At 76.0% G+C, this 22,011-nt stretch carries 11 protein-coding genes; 1 reads left to right on the top strand and 10 read right to left on the bottom strand.

What is annotated here, in order from left to right; genetic code table 11:
• Positions 1 to 44: 44 nt before the first annotated feature.
• The 5 genes from RVR_RS38560 to RVR_RS06980 are packed head-to-tail and all read right to left on the bottom strand — an operon-like array spanning position 45 to position 11,024.
• Positions 45 to 4,805: a glycosyl hydrolase gene (locus RVR_RS38560; RefSeq protein ID WP_202233013.1), complete on the bottom strand. Its 4,761-nt coding sequence runs from the start codon at positions 4,803 to 4,805 to the stop codon at positions 45 to 47.
• A 9-nt stretch (positions 4,806 to 4,814) separates the two neighbouring features.
• Complete coding sequence (locus RVR_RS06995) at positions 4,815 to 5,714, bottom strand: carbohydrate ABC transporter permease (protein WP_237404612.1); 900 nt, start codon at positions 5,712 to 5,714, stop codon at positions 4,815 to 4,817.
• Positions 5,711 to 6,622, bottom strand: a complete 912-nt coding sequence (locus RVR_RS06990) for a carbohydrate ABC transporter permease (protein WP_202233012.1) — start codon at positions 6,620 to 6,622, stop codon at positions 5,711 to 5,713. Before RVR_RS06990 ends, RVR_RS06995 begins: the two co-directional genes overlap by 4 nt.
• The gene (locus RVR_RS06985) at positions 6,619 to 7,920 is read right to left on the bottom strand and encodes an extracellular solute-binding protein (protein WP_202233011.1); all 1,302 of its coding nucleotides are present in this window, start codon (positions 7,918 to 7,920) and stop codon (positions 6,619 to 6,621) included. The genes RVR_RS06990 and RVR_RS06985 overlap by 4 nt, the downstream gene beginning before the upstream one ends.
• Positions 7,917 to 11,024, bottom strand: coding sequence for an alpha-L-rhamnosidase (locus RVR_RS06980; protein WP_202233010.1), 3,108 nt, complete (start codon positions 11,022 to 11,024; stop codon positions 7,917 to 7,919). The genes RVR_RS06985 and RVR_RS06980 overlap by 4 nt, the downstream gene beginning before the upstream one ends.
• Before the next feature lie 507 nt (positions 11,025 to 11,531).
• Between RVR_RS06980 and RVR_RS06975 the strand changes: the two genes are divergently transcribed.
• Entirely contained in the window at positions 11,532 to 13,085 is a 1,554-nt protein-coding gene (locus RVR_RS06975) for a hypothetical protein (protein ID WP_202233009.1), read from the top strand.
• A gap of 124 nt (positions 13,086 to 13,209) precedes the next feature.
• On the opposite strand, the gene RVR_RS06970 is transcribed toward RVR_RS06975, so the two are convergent.
• From RVR_RS06970 to RVR_RS06950, 5 genes are all read right to left on the bottom strand, one after another.
• The gene (locus RVR_RS06970) at positions 13,210 to 13,854 is read right to left on the bottom strand and encodes an HNH endonuclease family protein (protein WP_202233008.1); all 645 of its coding nucleotides are present in this window, start codon (positions 13,852 to 13,854) and stop codon (positions 13,210 to 13,212) included.
• A 226-nt stretch (positions 13,855 to 14,080) separates the two neighbouring features.
• Positions 14,081 to 15,367, bottom strand: coding sequence for a TerD family protein (locus tag RVR_RS06965; RefSeq protein ID WP_202233007.1), 1,287 nt, complete (start codon positions 15,365 to 15,367; stop codon positions 14,081 to 14,083).
• A 34-nt stretch (positions 15,368 to 15,401) separates the two neighbouring features.
• Entirely contained in the window at positions 15,402 to 19,610 is a 4,209-nt protein-coding gene (locus tag RVR_RS06960; RefSeq protein ID WP_202233006.1) for an ABC transporter ATP-binding protein, read from the bottom strand.
• Positions 19,610 to 20,662, bottom strand: a complete 1,053-nt coding sequence (locus RVR_RS06955) for an ABC transporter substrate-binding protein (protein WP_202233005.1) — start codon at positions 20,660 to 20,662, stop codon at positions 19,610 to 19,612. Before RVR_RS06955 ends, RVR_RS06960 begins: the two co-directional genes overlap by 1 nt.
• A 168-nt stretch (positions 20,663 to 20,830) precedes the next feature.
• Positions 20,831 to 21,772, bottom strand: a complete 942-nt coding sequence (locus RVR_RS06950; RefSeq protein ID WP_202233004.1) for an NAD-dependent epimerase/dehydratase family protein — start codon at positions 21,770 to 21,772, stop codon at positions 20,831 to 20,833.
• Between the last annotated feature and the right edge of the window lie 239 nt (positions 21,773 to 22,011).

The raw sequence follows: 22,011 nt of genomic DNA, 5'->3' as shown, positions 1-22,011 counted from the left end.
CGGTCGCCCCGGCGCCCGTGCCGCGCTCCGCCGCGCCGGGGCGGTCAGCCGCCGGGGCCGCCGCCGTCGGCGGGCGGCCGCGGGTCGACGAGCAGCCGGACCGGGCCCAGCAGTCCCGAGACGCGCTGGCCGGGGAAGACGAAGTGGGTCGGGCTCGTCGAGTCCAGCCAGGGGGCGAGGGTGCCGAACACCGTGACGTCCACGGTGTGCTCGCCGGGGCCCGCCGCCCCGGTCAGGTCGAAGACGTACGGGGAGCAGATCCGCACCCCGGCGGGGGCGCCGTCGACCGACACCTCCGCCGTGCCCCGCACCCGGCCGAGGTCGAGGCGGACCCGGCCGGACGCGGCGGCGGCCGGCAGGCGTACGACCCGGCGGTAGCGGACCCCGCCGCTGTAGCCGGCCAGACCGCGGGCCTCCCAGTCGCCGACCAGGATCCGGCCCGGGCCGACCTCGCAGCGCGGCGGGCCGGCCAGGGCGGCGCCGCCCTCGTGGCCCGGGTCCGGCGTCAGCCGCAGCGCGGCCCGGCGCACGCCGGGCGGCACCGCACCGCCCGGCAGGGGGACGGCCAGGGTGTGGCGTCCGGTGGTGCCCGGAGTGCCGCCGCACTCCTCGCCGTCCACGAACACCGTGGCGCCGCCGTGCACCTCCAGCGTCAACCGCGTCGCGCCGGGCGGGAGTTCGCACCACAGCCACTCGACCCGCGGCCGGGGGCCCGGCACCGCGAACCCCACCGGCAGCACGGTGCCGTCGTCCGCCTCCGGATCCAGCCAGGCCGCGCCCGGCAGCGGATGCGGGCGCCGCCACAGGTGCAGGGCCGCCGGGTCGCCCTCCGGCGCGCGGCGCACCACCGACGGCACCCGTACGCCGTCGCGCTCCGCCCACCACGTGGCGTCGCTGTGCGCGGCCGCGACCACCGCCGAGGCGGCGTCGTGGCAGACCGCGTCCACCAGCACGGCCAGCTCGTCGCCGCCCTCGCCCTCCACCACGATCTGGTTGGAACCCGCCCGCAGCGCCGCCGCCACGTCATGCCGCCGCACCCGGGGCACCGCGTGCTCGACGTACGGGTCGAACCCGCCCTGCCGGCCCACCGTCCGGCCGTTGACCCGCAGCACGCACCGGCCGCGCGACGCGACCTGCACCACGGCGCGCGCGGGCGGCCGGTCCAGCGCCAGTACCGTCCCCACGCGTACCGGGTTGCCGCCCGCCTCCGCGGTGGCCGGTCCTGCCGTGTCCGTCTCGGCGCCGGCGGCTTGCGCGGTGTCCCCCTTCACCGCGCCCGCGTCCGGAGTGGCCGCGTTTGCGGTACCCGCCTTTGCCGTGGCTGGTTCCGCGGTGCCTCTCTCCGCCGGCGCCGGCACCGAGGTGTGCGCTTCTGCCGTGGCGGGCTTCGCCGTGGCGGCCTCGGCCGTGGCCGGCAGGGCGGACGCGGCGATCCACTCGGGGCGGCGGTAGGGCTCCGCGTCGTGCACCAGCGCCAGGTGCGCGCGCAGGTCGACGTCCTGATCCGGCGTCAGGTCCAGCTCCAGCGACCGGCGGCCGGGCGCCGACCGGAGCCGGCCGAAGGCGAGGTGGCCGCCGTCCGCCAACGCGACCGGGCGCCCGTCCAGCCGCGCCGCCTTCGCGGCGGCGGCGCCGACCGCGAGGTACCCGTCGAACTCCGCGGCCAGCAGCAGGTCGAGGGCCACCCGCCGGGTCGTGCCCGCGGGGGTCGGCCCGACGTGGACGAACTCCTCGGGCACGTGGCCCTTGGGCCCGAGCACCGCCCGGTGCACCGGGTCCTTGCGGATGCCCCGGGAGGAGGACCACTCCAGGACGGCGGCGGGCTCCCCGTCCGCGCCGCGCAGCAGCGCGTGCGGTCCGAAGGTGGCGTGCACGGTGGCCTCTTCCGGCACCGCGGCGCTGCCCGGCTCGGCCCACCCGTCCCGCAGCCCGTCCTCGCCCGGCCCCTCCGCCCGGTGCCGGAACGCGTGCAGTGCGGTGAGCGCGGGGCCCTCGCCCGGCCCGTTCGCCGGGCGGTCGAAGTCGCCCCACGTGTTGTCGGCCGTCGGCACGAGGACCATGTCCCACTCCGCGTCGTCGGCGATGGCGACCACCACCAGGTCTCGGGCCCCGGCCCCGGCCCCGGGCCCCGGTCCGGAGGCGGACTCGTGCCGCTCGCCCGTCGGCGCGGCCGCGTCATCCGGGCAGGTCCCCGCACGGCGCGTCGCGCGCCCCGTGGCGGCGGCCGGGGCCACGGGGCGAGCGGGAGCGGGTCGGTGGGCCTGTGCGGGGGTGGGGTGTGGGTGGTCGGGTGTGGGGTCGGGTGGTGTGGTCTCGCGGTCGGTGGGCGTGCTGAGCGTGGTGGTGGTCGGGCTCGGGGCGGAGACGTTGGGTCGTCCGGGTGCGGGTGCGGGTGCGGGTGCGGGTGCGGGTGCGGGTGCAGGGCCGGGTGCGGGTCGGTGGGCTTGTGCGGGGGTGGGGTGTGGGTGGTCGGGTGTGGGGTCGGGCGGTGTGTTCCCGCCGTCGGTGGGGTCGGTGGTGGCCGCTGCGGGGATCGCCGGGGTGCCGTGCCGGGCGCCGGGCCGTGCCGGCGGCACCGGCAGGGGAGGTGCGGGGCGTGCGGGGGCCGCCGGGAGGACCAGCAGGGCGGCGGGGCCGGCGTCGAAGGGCACCTCGACCTCGCGGTGGTCCGGGTCGCCCGGGACCTCCGCGACCGGCAGGGCGCGCGGCGGGCCGCCGAACGGGTCGAGCAGCAGCGCGGCGCCGGGCAGGTCGCCGGCGCGCACCCGCACCCGCGCGGTGCGGGCGTAGCGACCCGGGTCGAAGTCGTAGCGCGCGTCGAGCCAGCCCAGCGCGGCACCCCGCGCGTCCGGCGCGCCGACGGCCGCACGGGTCGCCCGGGGGGCCGCCGCCGTCAGGAACACGACGGTCGCGCCGGCCACCCGCCGGGCCAGCACGGGCACCGCCGCCTGCACGACCGGCCCCGGTCCGGCCGGCGCCCGCGCCAACCGGTCCGCGCCGGGCACGAAGGCGGCCCGCCCGTCCAAGAAACACGCCCGCAGCGCGCCGAGCGCCTCGACGGCACCCGCCCCGACGACCTCCTCGGGCACCGCGCCGACCGCCACGACCCGGCCGCCGGCGGACGCGAACTCCGCCAGTCGCCGCGCGGTGTCCGCCTCCAGGACGGTGCACGCGGGCAGCAGCACCGTCGCGTACCGTTCCTCCGCGACGCACAGCCGCGGCCCGTCCGGTCCGGCGCCGCGCACCCGTGCCCGCGCGAGGGAGGCGTCGTCGATCACGTCGGCGTCCCGGCCGAGCCGGTCCAGGACCCCCGGCCGGGTGCGGAACCAGGCCATGTCGCCCACGAGTTCGAGGTACACCGCCTGCGCGCGCGCCGCGTCCGCCGAGACGCCGTCCAGCGCGGTGCCCGCCTGCGCGGTCGTGGTCGGCGCCAGGACCGCGACGTCGCACAGGTGGCGGCCCAGGCTCAGCACCGCGCACAGCCGGGTCACCGCGTCGGCGAAGACCCGGTGGTGGCGCCAGTACGGCTGGCGCCAGTCGGTGCCCGGCGGTGCCCACTCCCACCACCCGCCCTTCGTGGTGCTGTACACCGCGTGCGGGTTGTACAGGGTCGCGCCGGCGCGCAGCCAGGGCAGCAGCCAGTCGTAGGTCTCCTCCAGCGTGCCGCCCCAGCCGGTGGAGTGGAACGCCTCGATCCAGGTGCGCCGGCGGCCGTACAGGTGGGCCAGCGAGGAGTGGACGCGGGCGTCGCCGTGGTGGTCGCTGCCCGGCGCCGAGAACCAGCGGTGGGTGCGGGCGTAGTCGGCGTACAGCGCGACACCGCCGACCGGGTGGCCCGCGCGGGCCGGGTCCTGCTGGTCGCAGCCGACCAGCAGCCCGTGCCGGTCGTGCCACCCGGCCAGCGGCCGGAAGAACGCCTCCTCGGCCAACTCCGCCCGGGTGAGCTGGTAGTCGCGCCGCACCCGGGAGACGTCGGGGCCCGGGGCGGCGTCGTCGTGGAGCGCGGGCAGGTGCGGCCGGAGGTCGTAGCCGCGCCGCCGCAGGAACTGCTCGGCGAACCGCTCCGACCAGGTGGGCAGCGACGGCAGTTCGTCCTGGAACGAGCCGGCGACCACACGGCCGAGCCGGTCGCCCAGCCGCCGCTCGAACGCGCCGTGCACGCGGTCCAGCAGCGCGGCGCACGCCTCGGCGCCGAGGTAGTCGAAGCCGCGCGCCACATGGTGGTGGAGCGTCAGCCGCCAGCGCCCGGGGCCCGGCGGCCGCACCGCGCGGCCGGCGACGGGGACCGGCACCGGCGGACCGGCCGCGTGCCCGGCGGCGTCCAGCGGTACGGCGTGGCCGGCGACCGGCCGTCCGTGCGCGGGGCAGCGCAGCACGCCGTCCCCGTCGACGTCGGCGCGGACCCGCTCCAGCGCGCGCCCGCCGTAGACCGGCCGCTCGTCGACCAGGCGGGCCTGGAGGTCGGCCCCGGAGAAGCCCAACTGGTCGTAGAACCACAGGAGGACGCCCAGTGTCTCGGCGTCCTCGCACACGCCGTCCAGCAGCGCCCACCAGGCGTCCGTCATGAACGCCGGGTCGTCGGCGTCGGACCCGAACAGCGGCCCCGAGGGCGCCAGGTTGAGGATCACCAGGTTGAACACGCCGCCCTCGGCGAAGCGTCGAAGCTGCGCGCGCAGCCGGTCCCGGTCCAGGCGCTCGCCGCTCCACCACCACAGCGCGGTGGGCGAGAAGGCCCGCGGCGGGTCGGCGAGGACCGCGGCGATCTCGGCGGGGAGGCAGTCGACGGCCCGCGGGTCGGCGGTCATGACGCGCCGTCAGCCCTTGAGGCCACCGGCGAACCCCTTGATCACGTAGCGCTGGAGGAGCAGGAAGACGACGAGGACCGGCAGTGCGGCGAGCACCAGCCCGGCGAAGACCAGGCCGTAGTTCGAGACGTACTGCCCCACGAAGGAGAAGACCGCCACCGGCACCGTCTCCCGGCCCGAACCGCCCAGGTACAGCAGCGGGGTGAAGAAGTCGTTCCAGACGAAGACCGCGTTGAGGATGACCACGGTGCCGGTGACCGGCCGCAGCAGCGGGAAGACGACCCGGGTGAACGCCTGCCGGTGGTCGCAGCCGTCGATCAGCGCCGCCTGCGCGTAGTCCCGCGGCAGCGCCCGGGCGAACCCGGTGTAGAGGAAGACGGTGAACGGCATCTGGATGCCGGTGTAGAAGAGGATCATGCCCTGGTAGGTGCCGAGCCAGCCGAGGTCGTCGACCAGCTTGTACAGCGGGATCATGCCGAGTTGGAAGGGGAGGACGATCCCGAGCAGGAACAGGACGTACAGGCCGTAGCCGAGGCCGCTCGCGCAGCGGGCGAGGTAGTAGGCCGCCGTGGAGCCGACGACGACCAGCAGCAGCAGGCTCGCGGCGGTGATGACCGCGCTGTTGACCAGGGCCGAGCCGAGCGACGCCGACGACCAGGCGTCGCCGAAGTTGCCGAAGTCGGGCGACGTCGGCGGTGACAGCGGCGAGTCGGCGATCTGCGCCGGGCTCTTCAGCGCCAGGGTGACCAGGGCGTACACCGGGAAGAGGAACGCGACGGCGGCCGCGATCATCACCAGCTCCAGCAGGTAGCGCCCGTACCCCGCCCGGCGCCTGCCGCCCGCGGTCGCGGGCCGCCCCGCGGGCCGTTCGGCGTCCGCGTCGACCCGGCCGGCCGTCGCCGCGCTCACGCGGCGACCTCGCGGGCGCGCAGGTAGTGCAGTTGCACCAGGGAGACCGCGGCCACGAACAGCGCGAGCACCAGCGCCACGGCCGTGCTGTAGCCGAACTTCCCGTACACGAAGGCCTCCTTGTAGAGCACCGTCGACAGCGTCTCGCTCGCCGTGCCGGGGCCGCCGTCGGTCGCCGCGTACACCTGGTCGAAGAGTTTCAGGCCGCCGATGGTCGACAGCATCAGGTTGACCGTGAGCGCGGGCGCCAGCAGCGGCCAGGTGACGTAGCGGAACCGCTGCCAGGTGCCGGCGCCGTCGATGCGCGCCGCCTCCTGGAGTTCGGGCGGCACGTCCTGCAACCCGGCAAGGAAGATCACCATCGAGTAGCCGGCGTACTGCCACACCACCATGGCGGCCACCGACCACAGCGTGAGCGACGGGTCGCCCAGCCAGTCCTGGCGCAGCCCGCCGAGTCCGACGGCGCCGAGGACGCCGTTGAGCCCCGCGCCGCTGTCCGGGTTGTAGACGTACTTCCACAGGAACGCCACCATCACCGGGCTGACGACGGCGGGGGCGAAGAAGACCACCCGCAGCAGCGCCCGGGAGCGGATGCCGGTGTGGACGCCCAGCGCCAGCAGCAGCCCGACGAGGTTCTGCGCCACCACGACGGCGACGGTGAGCAGCAGGGTGTTGCCGATGGAGTGCACGGCGCGGTCGTCGCCGAGCAGCGTGTGGAAGTTGGCCAGGCCGACGAACGAGAACGACCCGACGCCCGTCCAGTCGGTGAACGCGTAGACGACGCCCGCGGCGCTCGGGTAGAGCACCACCAGCGCGTACACGGCCAGGGCGGGCAGCACGAAGATCCGGGGCGGCACCGTGGGGTCGCGGCGCCCGGTCCGCCGCAGCGGGTTCAGGGGCGCCCTCACGAAGTCTTCCCGTACGCCTCGTCCATCTGCGCCAGCGCGCCCTTCACGTCGGTCCGGCCCGCCAGCAGGTCCTGCACGGCGGCGAAGTGGGCGGGCTGGACCTCGGCGTTGGGCCAGCGCTGGTCCATGAACGGCACGGCGCGGCCCGCGTCGATGACGGGCAGGAACGGGGTGAGCACCGGGTCGAGCCGGGTGGTGGAGTCGCGGGAGAAGGGGATGGCCGAGACGGCCGCCGCCCAGGCGTTGAGGTTCTCCTGCCGGCCGAGGAACTCCACGAACTGCCGGCCCTTGGCGGAGTTCCTCGCCCGCGAGGAGACCCCGAGCCCCACCACGATGCCGGCCGGTATCCACAGCTTCGACGCGTCCTCGCCGCCGGGGAACAGGAACATGCCCAGGTCGTCCGGGGACGCGGCGGCCTGCCGGAAGTTGGCGAGCACCGAGGAGACCTGGACGGCCATGGCCGCCTTGCCGGTGGCGACCATCGAGGTCTGCTGCTCGTAGGTGGTGCCGTCGGGGTGGTCGTTGAAGAAGCCCCGCTTCTGCAACTCCTGGTACTTGCCCAGCGCGTCGGCCCACCCGGAGTCGGCGAACGTCGCCTTCCCGGCGGCCATCTCGTCGTCGAAGCGCGGGTTCGCGGCGTAGACCGCGTTGGGCACCAGGGCGTACGTGATGAGCTGGGTGACCCAGGGCGTCTGCGCGCCGAGCGCGATCGGCACGGTGCCCTTGGCCTTCAACGTGGCGCACACGCGCAGGAGTTCGGACCAGGTGCCGGGCGGCCGCACGCCGGCCTCGGCGAACACCCGCTTGTTGTAGACGGCGCCGATGACGCTGCTGCCCGCCGAGTAGAGGTACGTCTTCCCGTCCCGGCGGTAGGCCGCGTCGAAGCTCTTCGGGATGGTCTTGGTCCACGCCTGGTCGTCGAGGTCGGCCAGCAGGCCCGCCTTGGCCAGTTCGACCATGGACATCGCGCTGCCGCTGCCGGGGTACAGGACGTGCACGTCGGGGGCGTTGCCGCCGGCGAGCTGCGTGCGGACCACCGTCTGCACCTGGTCGGTGGGCGCGAAGGAGGTGCTGAACCCGACCCCGGGACGGCTCCTGCGGTAGGCGGCGACGAGTTTCGTGACCGGCTGCTGCTCGTCGGCGACCCCGACGAGCCGCACCTTGCCGCCGCCCGAGCCGGAGCAGGCCGTGAGGACCGCGGGGAGCGCGGTCGCGGCCGCGAGCCCCCCGCCGGCGCGCAGCAGTCCTCGGCGGCTCACTGCGCCCTGGCCGGGCAGGCTGCGGGAACCCGTGCTCATGGTGTGTCCTCCTCGGGGGGACCGGCGGGCGGGCGCGCCGCCGGGCGGAACGCGGCGGTGAAGTGGTAGGTGCCGGAGGCCACCCGGCGGTGGACGTGGCCGGTGACGTCCTCGCGGGCGGCGCCGGGACCGGTGTTCCCCGCGCCGCCCGGGCGGTCCGCGGTGGTGGCGGTGTCCGGGCGGTCCGCGGTGGCGACGGTGGCGGTGGCGCGGGGGGTGAGGAGTGCGGGGGACGCCGGGGGGCGGCCGCCGGCGTCGGGCGCGGCGCCGGTCTCGCGGACCGAGTCCGGATCGGTGGTGGGCACGAACACGTCGGCGGTGGCGCCGGGCGGCACCTGCACCCGCAGGCTGATGCGGTCGCCCTCGCGCCGCCAGCACACGGCGACGGTGCCGCGCGCGGACTCGTAGCGGGCGCTCGCGTGGTCGAGGGTGCCGGGTCGGGGCCGGACGAGCAGCCGCCGGTAGGCGACGGAGTCCGTGGCCTGGTCGAGCCCGGCGACGCCCCGGTAGAGCCACTCCCCGACGGAGCCGAGCGCGTAGTGGTTGAAGGAGTTCATCGCCGGTGCCCGGAAGCCGTTCTCCGGGGTCCAGCCGTCCCAGCGCTCCCAGATGGTGGTGGCGCCGTGCCGCAACGGATAGAGCCAGGACGGCACGTCGGTACGGCGCAGCAGCGCGTGCGCGAGGTCCGCGCGGCCGTGCGCGTCCAGGACGGGCGCGGCGAGCGCCACCCCGAGGAAGCCGGTGCTCAGGGCGGGGCCGGCCGCCTCGACGAGTTCGGCGAGCCGGCGGGCGGCGGCCTCCACCAGGTCCGCCGGGAGCAGGTCGAAGGCGAGCGCGAGGAGGTACCCGGTCTGGGTGTCGCCCGCGATCCGCACCTGCCGCGGACCGCCGTCGGGGAAGGGGCCGGAGCCCGGGGGTGGACCGCCGTCCGGGAGGGGGCCGGAGCCCGGGGGCGGGTCACCGTCCCCCCGCTCGGGCGCCCCGGGCGGCCCCGTGGTGACGAACCGCGCCGCGAACACCGCCCGGACGGCCGCCGCCAGTTCGCGGTGCTCGGCCGCCACGTCCAGCCGCCCCAGCGCCTCGGCGGCCAGTGCGGTCAGGCGGGCGCTGTGCGCGAAGTACGCCGTGGCGACGACCTCGCGCGGGGTGGGCACGCCGGGGGCGAGCCAGTCCGCGAAGTGCGGGCCCACCCGGTGCCGCCAGACCAGGTCCGGGTTGTGCCGGCGGACCAGGGCGACCCAGGCGCGCATCCCGTCCAGCGCGCGGGACAGGAACCGCTCGTCGCCGTAGGTGCGGTAGAGGTGCCACGGCACGATCACGCCCGCGTCGGCCCAGCCGGGCGCGCCCTCGTCGGCGACGCCGGCCAGCCGCGGTGCCACGTTGGGGAACCCGCCGTCCGGCGTGCGGGCGTCGGCGACGTCGCGCAGCCACTTGGTGAAGAAGGCCGCCACGTCGGCGTTGAGCGCCGCCGTGGGGAGGAAGACCTGCGCGTCGGCCGTCCAGCCCAGCCGCTCGTCGCGCTGCGGGCAGTCGGTGGGCACGCTCACGAAGTTGGAGCGCTGGCCCCACTCCACGCAGGCGTGCAGCCGGCGCACGTCCGGGTCCGAGCAGTCGAAGGAGCCGGACCAGGCGGTGTCGCTGTGCAGGGCCACGGCCACCACGTCGGCCGCCGACAGCTCCGGCAGCCCGCTGACCTCCGCGTAGCGGAAGCCGTGGTAGGTGAAGCGCGGCTCGAACTCGACGCGGTCGCGGCCGTCGCCGACCAGCACGTCCGTGGCCGCGGCCGTCCTCAGGTTGGCCGTATACAGGCGCCCCTGCCCGTCGAGCACTTCGGCGTGCCGGACGGTCAACCGCGCGCCGCGGGGGAGGCCCGAGACCGCCAGGCGCACGCGGCCGGCGAGGTTCTGGCCGAAGTCGACCAGGTGCGTGCCGGGGCCGGTGCGGGTGACCGAGAGCGCGGGCAGCTCCGCCATCGCCCGCACGGGTTCGTCGACCGACGCGACCAGCAGCCGGTGCTCGGCGTCCACGACCAGGGCGGGCGACCAGCCGGACGCGTCGTAGCCCGGCAGTTCCCAGCCGTCGGCGGCCCGTCGCAGGTCGTGGCACTCGCCGCGCAGCAGGTCGGCGTACCGGATGGCGCCGGTGCGCGTGACCCAGTCGCCGTCGGTGACCACGGTGCGCACGGCGCCGCCGGCGTGGGTGAGGTGCAGTTCGGCGAGGAACTGCGGCGCGGTGCCGTAGTGGGCGCCGGCCCGGCGCGGTTCGAAGCCGACGAAGCCGCTCCACCAGCCGTCGGCGATCGTGGCCGCCAGCACGTTCTCGCCCGGGACGACCAACGCGGTGACGTCGTAGGTCTGGTACTGCACGCGGCGGGTGTAGTCGGTCCAGCCGGGGGCGAGTTGGGCGTCGCCGACGCGGGTGCCGTTGAGATGGACCTCGTACAGGCCGCGCGCGCTGACGTACAGCCGGGCGCGGACGATCGGGTCGTGGTCCCCACCGCCCTCGTCGTCCCGGGCACCGTTGCCGCCGTCGTCGTGGCGACCGCCGCCCGAGTGCCCGGCGGAGCCGTGGGCCGAACGGCCGGGGAAGGAGCGGCGCAGCAGCGGACAGGGCGCCAGGCCGTGGTCGTCGAGGGCGAGTTCGCCCTCGGTGGGCGCGTCCATGACCGGGATCGGATGCGGGTCGTGGGTGATCCAGGACGCGCGCCAGCCCGGCGCGTCCGCCTCGGCGGCGGGCTGGTCCGGGGAGTGCGGGGCCATGCCGGTCTCGAACCAGGAGGACGCGGCCGCGGGCGCCGCGCCCGGGGCCGCCGCCGACCACACCTCGACGCGCCAGCGGTAGCGGGTCCGCGCGCGCAGCGGGGGTCCGGCGTAGACGGCGCCGATCGCCGAGGGGTCCTCGACCCGGCCGCTGTCCCAGCGGACCGCGCAGGCACCCGGGCCCGGTTCCGCGGACGGCTCGGCGACCACGACCCGGTACGCGGACGGGGCGTCGCTCCGCACCGGCGACGCCAGCCGCCATGACAGCAGCGGGGCCGGCTCGTCGATGCCGAGGGGAGTGGTGCGGTGGTCGCAGCGCAGGGCGTACGGACGCAGTGCGGTCACCGGCACGTCCTCCTTTCACACCATCCACCGCGTGAAGACGATCACTCAGGATGTGAAAACCAACGGCCCTTGCGTGGCGTGGAGACTATGAGCCCCCTGTGACGGGTGTCAATAGCCCCGTCCGGGCGTGGCGGTGCGGTCTCGAACACCCGATCCACCCGCTTGGTGCCCTCTTGGGGCCGGCCGGCGCTGTGGGAGCGACGGCGTGATAACCACATCCCCGGCGTGAAATCCCTGCCGGGCGGGGCGCGCCGAACCGCCGGCCCGGCCCGGTCGCGGGGTGAACGGCGTCCTGCGGATGGATGAATACTGCGGGCCGTTCCGGATCCACCCGTTCGGGCGGGCGGGGAGGTGGCGGGGCCGCAATACGCTGGTCCCGTGCGGCCGTTGCGTGCCGCAGTCGCAGCCGCCGGGTCCGGCGGCGGCCGGTGCGGGCCGTCACGGCGGTCCGCGCGGCGGCCGCCGTGCCCGTATTCTCGCCCCCTCAGCCGAATGGGAGCCCGCACGATGCCCGCAAGTCCCCTCGCCCTGCCCCCGGTACGTCTGCTGCCCGCCGACGTGCTCGCCGGGCAGGCGCTGGCCGCGCCGCTGCTCGACCGCGCGCTGCGGCTGACCCGGTGGACCGGGGAAGAGCGCCGCGTCGACGGCATGGGCGAACTGCTGGACGACGAACTCGCCGCAGCCGTCGAGGTGCTGGGGCTCACCGGCGACGAGGCGACGGCCGACGCCGCGCAGGCGTGGGGCGTCGCGGTGGACACCGGGCTGCTCGTGCTGGAGATCGAGGAGGAGGCCGAGGAGTCCACGCCGCCGGGCGAGGCGGCCGGGCGGGCGGTCCCCGGCGAGCTGTACGCGCGGATCGGCGCGGACGGCAGCGGGGACGGGGCCGACCCGCACGACGTGCTCGACCTGTGGCTCGGCGCGCTGGAGTGCGCCCTCGCCGAGGCCACCGCGCCCGACTACGACAACCTGCCCGGTGACCCGGACGGCGACGGCGAGGCGGTCAGCGCCGAGGAGGCGGACCGGGACGCCGAGGCGGAGGCCGAACTCCTCGACGCGGCGCTGGTCAACCTCTACGCGCTGTCGGCGATGGAGGACGGCCGGGCGGAAGAGGGCGCGAACGGCGCCGGGGAGGGCGAGGGGACCGGCACGGACGGCGGCCCGGCGGTTCCGCTGCCGGTGCTCGCCGCCTCCCTGGTGCTGCCCGAGGAGGAGGCGGAGCAGCCGAGCGAGGAGGTGCTGGAGGAGGTCACCGCGGTGATGCTCGGGCTGGACGAGCACTTCCGGCTGCTGGAGGCCACCGGGCTGGTCGCCTACACGCCGATGGACGACGCGCTCGTCGAGGAGGCCGACGACGAGGGCGCGGTCCCGCTCGGCGGCGGCCCGGACGAGCCGGACGAGGAGGAGATCGCGCGGTACGGCGCGGTCCGGCTGACCCCGCTCGGCGTGTACGGCGTGCGGGAGCGGCTGACCGACGCGGGAGTGCCCGCGCCGGTGCTCGGCGACCTCGCGGGCGCGGACGCCGACGACCTGCTCGGCGCGCTCGGCTCCTACCCGGACCACGCGGTGCGGATCGAGGCGGAGGCGTGGCTCGCCCGGCGCGAACCCGGCAAGGCGGCCGCGCAGTTGCTCGCCGCCGCGCAGGGGGACGGCGCCGACGGGCCGACCCGGCGGCTGGTCTGCCAGCAGGTGCTGGCGCTGCTCGGGGCGCAGGCGGAGCCCGCGGTGCGCGACGTCCTCGACGACCCCCGGCTCGGCGGGCTGGCCCGGGTCTGGCTCAGCGAGCGGAACGCGCCGGACGTGCCGGCACCCACCACGGACATGGTGTACTGGCTGACCATCGACACGATCGCGGCCCAGCTCGCGGCCGACGAGGACGCCGGTGAGTTGGCCTCACTCGTCACCGAACTCGTCGCGCGCCACGAGGAGTTCTTCGCCGACGCCTGGCGCGTCGAGCACCCCGCCACGGCCGCGGTCCTGGAGGCCATCGGCCGCCTGCACCCCGACCGCCCCACGGCGAAGGCGTCCCGCAAGGCCGCCTTCAAGGCCCGCTCGCGCCACTGACCGTCCGGCGGCCGCCGTGCGCCCCGCCTCCGGGGAGGGCGGGCGGAGGAGACCGCCCGCCCGTGGCCGTGTCCCGGGGACGGGTGTCCTCGGCCGGAGTTCCCCCGGTGCGGGACCGTTTCGGCTAGCAGCCGCTGAGGACCGAGCTGAGCGCGGACTTCTCGGCGCTGTCCACGGTCAGACCGTAGTAGTGCTTGACCTGCACGTACGCTCGCGCGTACGTGCACTGGTAGGACGCCTGCGGCAGCCACTCCGCCGGGTCGTCGTCACCCTTGGAGCGGTTGGAGTGCGCCGAGACCGCCAGGAGTTGGGGCCGGGTGGTGTCGTTGGCGAACGCCTGGCGCTGCGCGGTGGTCCACGCCCAGGCACCGGAGTCCCACGCCTCGGAGAGCGGCACGAGGTGGTCGATGTCGAAGGTCGAGGGGTCGGTGGTCGTGACGCCGTCGTACGGGCTGGTCCAGCCGCCCGAAGTCGCCTTGCAGGAGCTGTCGGTGACGACGTTCGAGCCGTCGCGCTTGATGACGTACTCGCGGGTGTCGCAGGTGCCGGAGATGGTGATCCAGGTCGGGAACAGGTCCCGGTCGTACGTCGAGGCGTGCGTCTCGGCTGTCGCGGTCATCCCCGAGAGGTACGTGCGGGCGGTGGAGGCGGCGATGGGGGTCGGCAGTGCGGCCTGGGCGGTGCCACTGCCGGTGAGCAGGATCGCGGCCGCGAGCAGAGCTGCCCCGGCTGACGCGCAAATGCCGTGCAGGAGACGGTTTTCGGGCATGACTGAGCGCTCCCGTGACTAGAGGGTCGGATGGTGCTGGGGAGTTGCCCCTCCAGCCTCCCGGCCTCCGGTCTATGCGGGTAGACAGTCAACGGTAAATTTTAGGTGACCATGACATTTTGTTCGGTGGCGGCACGCGTGCGGCCCGGTCCCGTACGGGAACCGGGCCGCGTGTTCGAACCGGCGGCGTGACGCGCGGGGGCGGACCGCCCCCGGCGGCGAGCGGTCAGAGCGCCGCCGCGCCCGGGCGGACCATGTCCTTGGCGGTGCGCCCGTCGGCGAACTCGCCGAGCGCCGTCATCTCCCACTCGCCCGAGTTCTGTTTGATCATCTTCGCCATCAACACGCCCCGCTTGGCCTCGCCGTGGGTGAGGTCGAAGCGCACCATCTCCTCGTTGGTGGCCGCGTCGTAGAGCCGGCAGAACGCCTTCGCGACCTTGTTGAGCTTCTGGCCGCTGTAGGAGTTGACGGTGAAGACCAGTCCGGTGGCGTTGGCCGGGAGCGTGCCCAGGTCGATGGTGATGACCTCGTCGTCGCCCGAGCCGGCCCCGGTCAGGTTGTCCCCGGAGTGCTGGATCGAGCCGTTGAGGACGGTCAGCCGGCCGAAGTAGCAGGTCGTGATGTGCTCACGCTGCGGCCCGTAGACGATGACCGAGGCGTCCAGGTCGATCGAGCGGCCGCCCCAGGCCGGCTCCCAGCCCAGGCCCATCTTCACCCGGGACAGCACCGGGCGGCCCCCCTTGACCAGCGAGACCGACTGGTTCTTCTGGAGGTTCACCCGGCCCTTGTCGAGGCTGATCCTGCCGGCGCCGGGTGCGGCGGCCGGAGGCGCCGGGGGCGCGGGCGGGGTGACGGCGCCGGGCGGGGGCGGGAACTGCGCGGCGGGGGCGCCCTGCGGGGGCGGCGGCAGGTGCGCGGCGGGCGGTCCGGCCGGGGGAGCGCCGAAGGGCGCGGCCGGGGGAGCGGCGGGAGGCGCCGGCGGGGGCGTGGGCGCGGCCGGGGCGGCCGGGGCGGCCGGTGCCGCGGGCTCCTCGACACTCACCCCGAAGTCGGTGGCGATACCGGCCAGTCCGTTGGCGTACCCCTGGCCGACCGCGCGGACCTTCCAGGCGCCGCCGCGCCGGTAGATCTCCACGACCACCAGCGCCGTCTCCGGCCCGAGCCCGGTCGGCTCGAACGTGGCGACCACCGAGCCGTCGCCGCCGCGGACCGTCGCGGCCGGGGTGGTGCCCGCGAAGACCCCGCCGCCGTCGATGCTGGCGGTCACCACGATCTTGTCGATCTCGGCGGGCACCGCCGCGGTGTCCACCTCGATCGAGTCCGGCGCGGAGCGGCCGCCGGAGTGATGGCTCACCCCGGGGCCCTCGGGCTGGTTGTAGAAGACGAAGTCGTCGTCGGAACGCACCTTGCCGTCGGCGGTGAGGAGCAGGCCCGACACGTCGAGCCGCACCGGTGCGGAGACGTCCACCACCACTCGGGGCACGGAGAGCGGCACGTTCGAGCCAGGCGTCATTGCGGTCATGCTGTAGGTAACGACAGATCCGGCGTCACGGTTCCATTCCGGCGCCGCCGGACCGGGGCGCGCGACCCCCCGCACCTGCGGCCTCGGCCGTACCGTCCCCGTGTGCACCGCCGGTGCCGCCCGCACCGCCGGCCCCGTCCGTGCCAGGGCCGTTCGCTGCCCTGCCGTTCGCGGGCGACTCGTCCGCGGGCGACTCGTCCGCGGGCGACGCGACCGCGGGCGACGCGTCCGCGCCCGGGACCGACGGGTCCGCCGACGACGCGATCCGCCAGCCGCGCGCCCGCTCGTGCTCCGCCCACAGCCGCGCGTACCGCCCGCCGCGTGCAAGCAGGTCCGCGTGCGTGCCCTCCTCGACCACCCGGCCGTCGTCGAGCACCGCGATCCGGTCCGCGCCGGCCACCGTGGTCAGGCGGTGGGCGACGACCAGCAGGGTGCGGCCGGTGCCGAGTTCGGCGAGCGCCTGGTGGACGGCCGCCTCGTTCTCCGCGTCGAGCGCCGAGGTGGCCTCGTCCAGCAGCACGACCGGCGCGTCCTTCAACAGCGCGCGGGCGATCGCCACCCGCTGCCGCTCGCCGCCGGACAGCAGCCGCCCGCCCTCGCCGACCCGGCTCGCCCAGCCGTCCGGCAGCCGCTGGGCGATCGGCTCCACCCGGGCCCGCCGGGCGGCCGTCCGGACCTCCTCGTCGGTCGCGTCGGGGCGGCCGAGCCGGATGTTCTCCTCGATGGTGCCGTCGGTCAGGTACACGTCCTGGAAGACCAGCGACACCGCGCCGGTCAGCTCCGCCGACGCCACTTCCCGCACGTCCAGGCCCCCGACCTCCACCCGGCCGCCGTCCACGTCGAAGAAGCGCGCCACCAGCTTGGTGACGGTGGTCTTGCCCGCCCCCGACGGGCCCACCAGCGCGACCGTGCGGCCCGCCGGCACCTCCAGGTCCACGCCGTCCAGCACCGGGCGGTACTCCGGCGCCGACGTGTCGCCGTAGCCGAAGCGGACACCGGTCAGCCGGACCGAGGGCGGCCCCGGGCGGTCCGGCGTCCGCAGCGGTGCCGGCTCGGCCGGCTCCGGCAGCGGCGCCGTGTCCAGGACGGCGGCCACCCGCGCCACCGCCGCCCGCGTGGCGCGCAGCCCGCTGGCGGCGCCGGCCACCACCCCGAAGGGCTGGAGGAAGTGCACGCCCAGCACCAGCAGCGCCACCAGCCGCGCCGCCCCGACGTCCCCGCCCGTCGCCAGCCGCATGCCCACCACCAGCACGGCGGTGAAGGCGAGTTGGATCGCCAGCCGGCCGAGGTTCTGGCCGGGCAGGGCGCCCAGCACCTCGCGCCGCGCGGCGCGGTGCTGCGCCTCCAGCGCCTCGCCCAGCAGGCCGCGGTCCGCCGCGTCGCGCCCGTAGGCCCGCAGCACCGGCTGCGCGCCGGCGAACTCCACCAGCCGGGCACCCGCCTCGGACGCCGCCGCGTCGTGCTCGGCCTCCGTCCGGTCCGTCACCCGCCGGGCGACCGCGAACACGGCCAGCACCACCGGGACGGTGACCAGGACCGACACCGCGATCCGCCAGTCGTAGCAGAGCAGGAACACGAAGATCACGGCCGGCGTGACCAGCGCGCCGATCAGCACCTGCGCGAGCCGCACGCCGAGCGTCACCGTCTCCACGCCCGGCCCGATCAGCCGGGGGAGTTCGCCGGTCCTGCGCTCGTCGAACCAGCCCAGCGGCAGCCGCACCACGTGCGCGCCCAGCTTCTCGTACAGGCCGCGCTGCCAGGTCGCCGACAGGCGCAGGGCGCGCATCTCCATCGCGTAGTGCGCGAACCAGCCGACCACCACCGCCGCGGCCTCGGCCGGCAGCCACAGTGCCGCCCGGCTCGTGTCGCCTTCCAGCAGCGCGGTCAGCAGCGGCACCAGCAGGCCGAACGCGGCGCCCTCGCTGATCGCGTACAGCGCGGTGGCGGCGAGGTAGCCGGCCACCAGCCGCCGCCGGCTGTCGCCCAGCACCCGGCCGAGCATCCGCAGGATGCCCTGCGGGGCGGCGGGGTCGGACGCCCTTCCGTCGGACGCCCTCCCGTCGGACGCCCTCCCGTCGGGCGTCTTCGCACCGGCCGTCTTCGCACCGGCCTGCGCGGTCGCCGCCGGCGCGGTCGCAGCCGCCTCGCCCGGGGCCCGCGGCGCGGGGGAGGCGGCGGACGCCGGGGCGTCTGCCGTGCCCTCCGCCGCCGCGGCGCGGGAGGCGGCGGCCTCGTCGCCGTCCGCGCCGACGGACGCCGTCACGCCGCCCGGGCCGGCCGGGCGTGCCGGATGGACGGCGGCGGCGTCCGAACCGGCCTCCGCCGCGGGCAGACCGGTGCCGTCGGCGGACGCCGGGGCGTCCGCCGCGCCGCCGGCCGTGCCGACCGCCGACGGCGGTACGGCCGTCCTCCCCGCCTCCTCGGCCGGGCGCGGCGCCGGCGGGGCGCTCTCGGGCGGGTGCTGGGCCCGCCACATGCGGGCGTAGGCGCCGTCCGCGGCCAGCAGGTCGCGGTGGGTGCCGCGTTCGACCACCTCGCCCGCGTCGAGCACGAGGATCTGGTCGGCGTCCACGACGGTCCGCAGCCGGTGCGCGATGACCAGCAGGGTGCGGCCGGCGGCGAGCCGCGCCACGGCGTCCTGCACCGCGGCCTCGGACTCGGGGTCCGCGAAGGCGCTCGCCTCGTCCAGGACGACGATCGAGGTGTCGGCGAGCAGCGCGCGGGCGATGGAGACGCGCTGCGCCTCGCCGCCCGACAGCCGCGCGTCCTCACCGATCACGGAGTCGTAGCCGCGCGGGAGTTGCAGGACGCGGTCGTGGATCGCGGCCGCGCGGGCGGCGGCCTCGACCCGCTCGGGGCTCGCACCGGGGTCGCCGAGCGCGATGTTGTCCCGGACGGACTGCCGCAGCAGCACCACGTCCTGGAAGACGAACCCGACGTGGCGGTGGAGTTCGGCCCGGTCCAACTCGCGGATGTCGGTGCCGTCCAGCCGCACCGCGCCGCCGGTCACGTCCTGGAACCGGGCGGGCAGCAGCCCCAGCGTGGACTTGCCGGCGCCGGACGGCCCGACCACGGCGGTCACGGTGCCGGGCCGCAGCACCGCGTCGATGCCGTGCAGCACCTCGCGGTCCTCGGTGTAGCCGAAGCGCACGCCGTCGAAGGTGAGCGTGGGCGCCGCACCGGGGGCGAGCGCGAGGGCCGCCGGGTGCGCGGGCACGGCCTCGGCCGGCTCGCGCAGCAGGCCCGCGACGCGGTGCGCGGCCGCGCGGGCCCGGCGGGCCTGGTCGCGGGCCGCGTAGATCGGGGTGAGCTGCTCGAACAGGCCCAGGCCCAGCAGCACGAACGCGATCACCCGCACCGGGTCGGTCCAGCCCGCCCCGACCAGCGCGATCCCGCAGCCGGTGACGAGCAGCAGCACCGTGGTCGGTGCCACCGTGGCCCGGGTCAGACCGCGCTGCTTGGCGAAACCGGCCTGCGCCTCCTCGCCCGCGTCGGCGTACTCGGCGGCTGCCTCGGTGAAGCGGCGCGGCGCGCCCTGCCCGCCGAACGCCTTCGCGACCGCGATACCGCGCACCAACTCGATCGTCGCGGCCGACAGTTCGAGGCGGGCCGCGCCGATCCGGCGCAGCGGCGCCGCGGTCCTGGCGGCCAGCCGCATCCGGATCGTCTGCGCGCCGCCGACCAGCGCGACGGTGAGCAGCGCCAGCCGCCAGTCCGCCCACAGCAGGTAGCCGACCACGACGGCCGGGCCCGCCACGGCCGCCGCGAGGTCGCCCCTGGCGTGGGCGACGGCGTGGTGCAGCGCCGACACGTCGTCCTGCACGACCGTCTTGACCTGGGCCGACACCCCGCCGGCGAACCAGCGCAGTGGCAGCACCGCGAGGTGGTCGGCGAGCGCCCGGCGCAGCGCGATCGCGAGGTCGGCGTCGGCGAGGTGGCTGACCAGCGCGGCCAGCAGCGACAGCACCAGTCGCGCGGCGAGCAGTCCGGCCGCCCACCACGTGACGGTCCACAGGCCGCCGGAGTCGCCGCTCCAGCGGCCGTGCGCGTCCACCCCGTCCAGCAGCCGCCGGGCGAGTTCGACGACGGCCACCATCGGCGCCACCGCGAGCGCGGCGGCCAGCGCCTCCATGACGGCGGCGGCCGTCACCCGGCCGCGTACCGGCCGCTGGATGCCCGCGAGATCGCGCCGCGCCTCGGCCTGTTCCCCGTCCTGCTGCCGCCCGCGGCCCATCAGGCGGCCGCCACGGCCTTCACGAGCTGCGGCACCGCGCTGTCCAGGCCGTAGGGGATGCTCAGCACCGACGGGAAGGCGACGGCGATCGCGGTCTTGAAGTCCAGCGCGATGTACGAGCCGCGCTTGACCGCCTTGAGGTTGCGGAACAGCGCGCCCTTCTCGAAGGCCGCCTGGTCCTTGGGGTTGGGGTAGGTGAGGATCAGCACGTCGGCCTCCAGCAGGTCCAGCCGCTCACTGGAGATCTGGGCGCGGCCGGGGGTGCTGCTCGCGGGCAGCTTGGTCACCTGCGGGGCGAGCGTCATGCCGAGCTGGCTGAAGAAGATCGCGGAGGCGTCGGCCGGGCTACTGATCGTGTACACCTGTCCGGCCGTCACCGGGCCGAACGTGAAGGTCTTGCCCGCGAGTTCGGGGTGCTCGGTGCGGACCTGGGCGATCTTCGCCTTGACCTGCGCCACCAACTGGTCCGCCTTGGCCCGCTGCCCCAGCGCCTCGCCGGCGCGCTGCGCCATCACGTCCCAGGTGTCCTTGCCGATGCCGGACTTGACGCCGAGGGTGGGCGCGATCGCCTTGAGCTTGGCGAAGTCGTCCTGGAGGGCGTAGTCGTCGGCGGCCAGGATCAGGTCCGGGCGGGCGGCGGCGATCTTCTCCAGCGGCAGGCCGTCGGTGGAGTCGGCGAGCGTCACGTCGCTGCCGGGGCGGGCCCAGGGCGAACGCCCGTCGGCGAAGCTGCTGTTGCGGCTGGCCAGCACCAGGGGCGCGCCGAGCGCCAGCGCGAGGTCGGTGTCCCGGCCGTTGCCGTAGGCGGCCACGCGCTTGGGCGCCGACTTCACGGTGAGCGAGCCGGGTTGGCCCGCCACCGTCACCGGGAAGGCGCCGGCGGCGGCGCTCGTGGTGTCCTTGGCGCTGTCCTGCTTGTCGCTCTTCTTGTCGGAGCCGCAGCCCGCCAGCGTCAGAGCGGCGCCCGAGGCCAGCGCGGCCCCCGCGAACAGGACGCCGCGCCGCGAGCTGGGGACAGGGGCCTTGGCGGTGCTTCGGGGGCGGGCGTTCACGGGCGGCGCTCCTTGGAGTCGGGAAGTTAGGTGAGCCTAACCAAAGACGCCGTCCCTTCGCCTGCGCCTGTCCGGCTGGCGACACACTCTGTCCGCGCTCCCGGCGCCCGCCGCCCGCCCGCCGCCGCCCTCCACTCGTCGGCGCTGTCCGTCCGGCGCTACCCGCCGTCAGTACGGCCACATCGGCGGGTCGGTGCAGAAGGCGCCGCCGAGGTGGGCGTGGGCCGGGTTGTCCGGGTCGAGCTCGCCCTGCTCGGCGATCAGCCGCGCGGCGAACACCTCGGAGTCGTCCCGGGGTTCGTAGCCCAGCGCCCGCGCCGGGGCGAGGTCCCACCACAGCCGGGTGTTGGCGGAGGAGCCGTAGACGACGGTGTGCCCGGTGGTGCCGGCGGTCAGGGCGGCGTGGAAGAGCCGGGCGCCGTCGGCGGGGCTCATCCAGACCGACAGCATCCGCACGTTCGACGGCTCGGGGAAGCAGGAGCCGATCCGGACCGAGACGGTGTCGATGCCGTGCCGGTCGGCGTAGAGCTGGGCGAGGTCCTCCCCGAAGCACTTGGACAGCCCGTAGAAGGTGTCGGGGCGGCGCGGGGTGTCGATCGGGATCAGCGGGTCGCCGCCGCGCGGGCGCGGGGTGAAGCCGACCGCGTGGTTGCTGGAGGCGGAGACCACCCGCGGCGGCGCGCCCCCGGTGCGGACGCCCTCCTCGCGGACCGCCTCGTAGAGGTTGTGCGTGCCCTGGATGTTCGCCGCGAGGATCTTGTCGAAGGTGGACTCCACGGAGATGCCGGCCAGGTGCAGCACCGCGTCCACTCCGTGGACGGCCTCGCGCAGCGCGTCGCGGTCGGCGAGGTCGGCGGTGATCACCCGGCGGGTGCCCGCCTGGCCCGTCTCGGCCTCCCGGCCCACGGTGTTCGCGTCGGCGGCGCCGTCCGCGTCGGCCGTCCGCTCGTCGGCCGTCCGCTCGTCCGCCGCCCGTTCGCCTGCCGTCCGCTTGATCGGCCGCATGTCGAGCAGGCGCAGGTCGTAGCCGTACGGCGGCAGCAGGTCGCGCATCAGGGTGCCGAGCCCGCCGGCGGCGCCGGTGAGCAGGATGGTGCGGGGTGCGGTCATGGGTTCCTCCTGGTGCGGCGGCCGGCCCGCACCCGGTCTCGCGGGGGCGGGCCGAGCGGGCGGGACGGAGCGGGGGCCGGACGGGTGGGGCGTGCGGTGCGGACGGGGCTGGACGAGTATATCCGTGAATGTTATTCAGATACATAGACATGTATCGGTGGTATGCGGGCGGGCGAGGGATGGTTCGTCCGCTTGACCCGTACCGGGCACCTCGCCTAGCGTGGCAGCGTTCACGAATA

This window comes from Streptomyces sp. SN-593, from assembly GCF_016756395.1.
Lineage (GTDB): Bacteria > Actinomycetota > Actinomycetes > Streptomycetales > Streptomycetaceae > Actinacidiphila > Actinacidiphila reveromycinica.
Note: the sequence above shows the minus strand (reverse complement) of the source record. Positions and strands in the feature narration are given on the sequence as shown.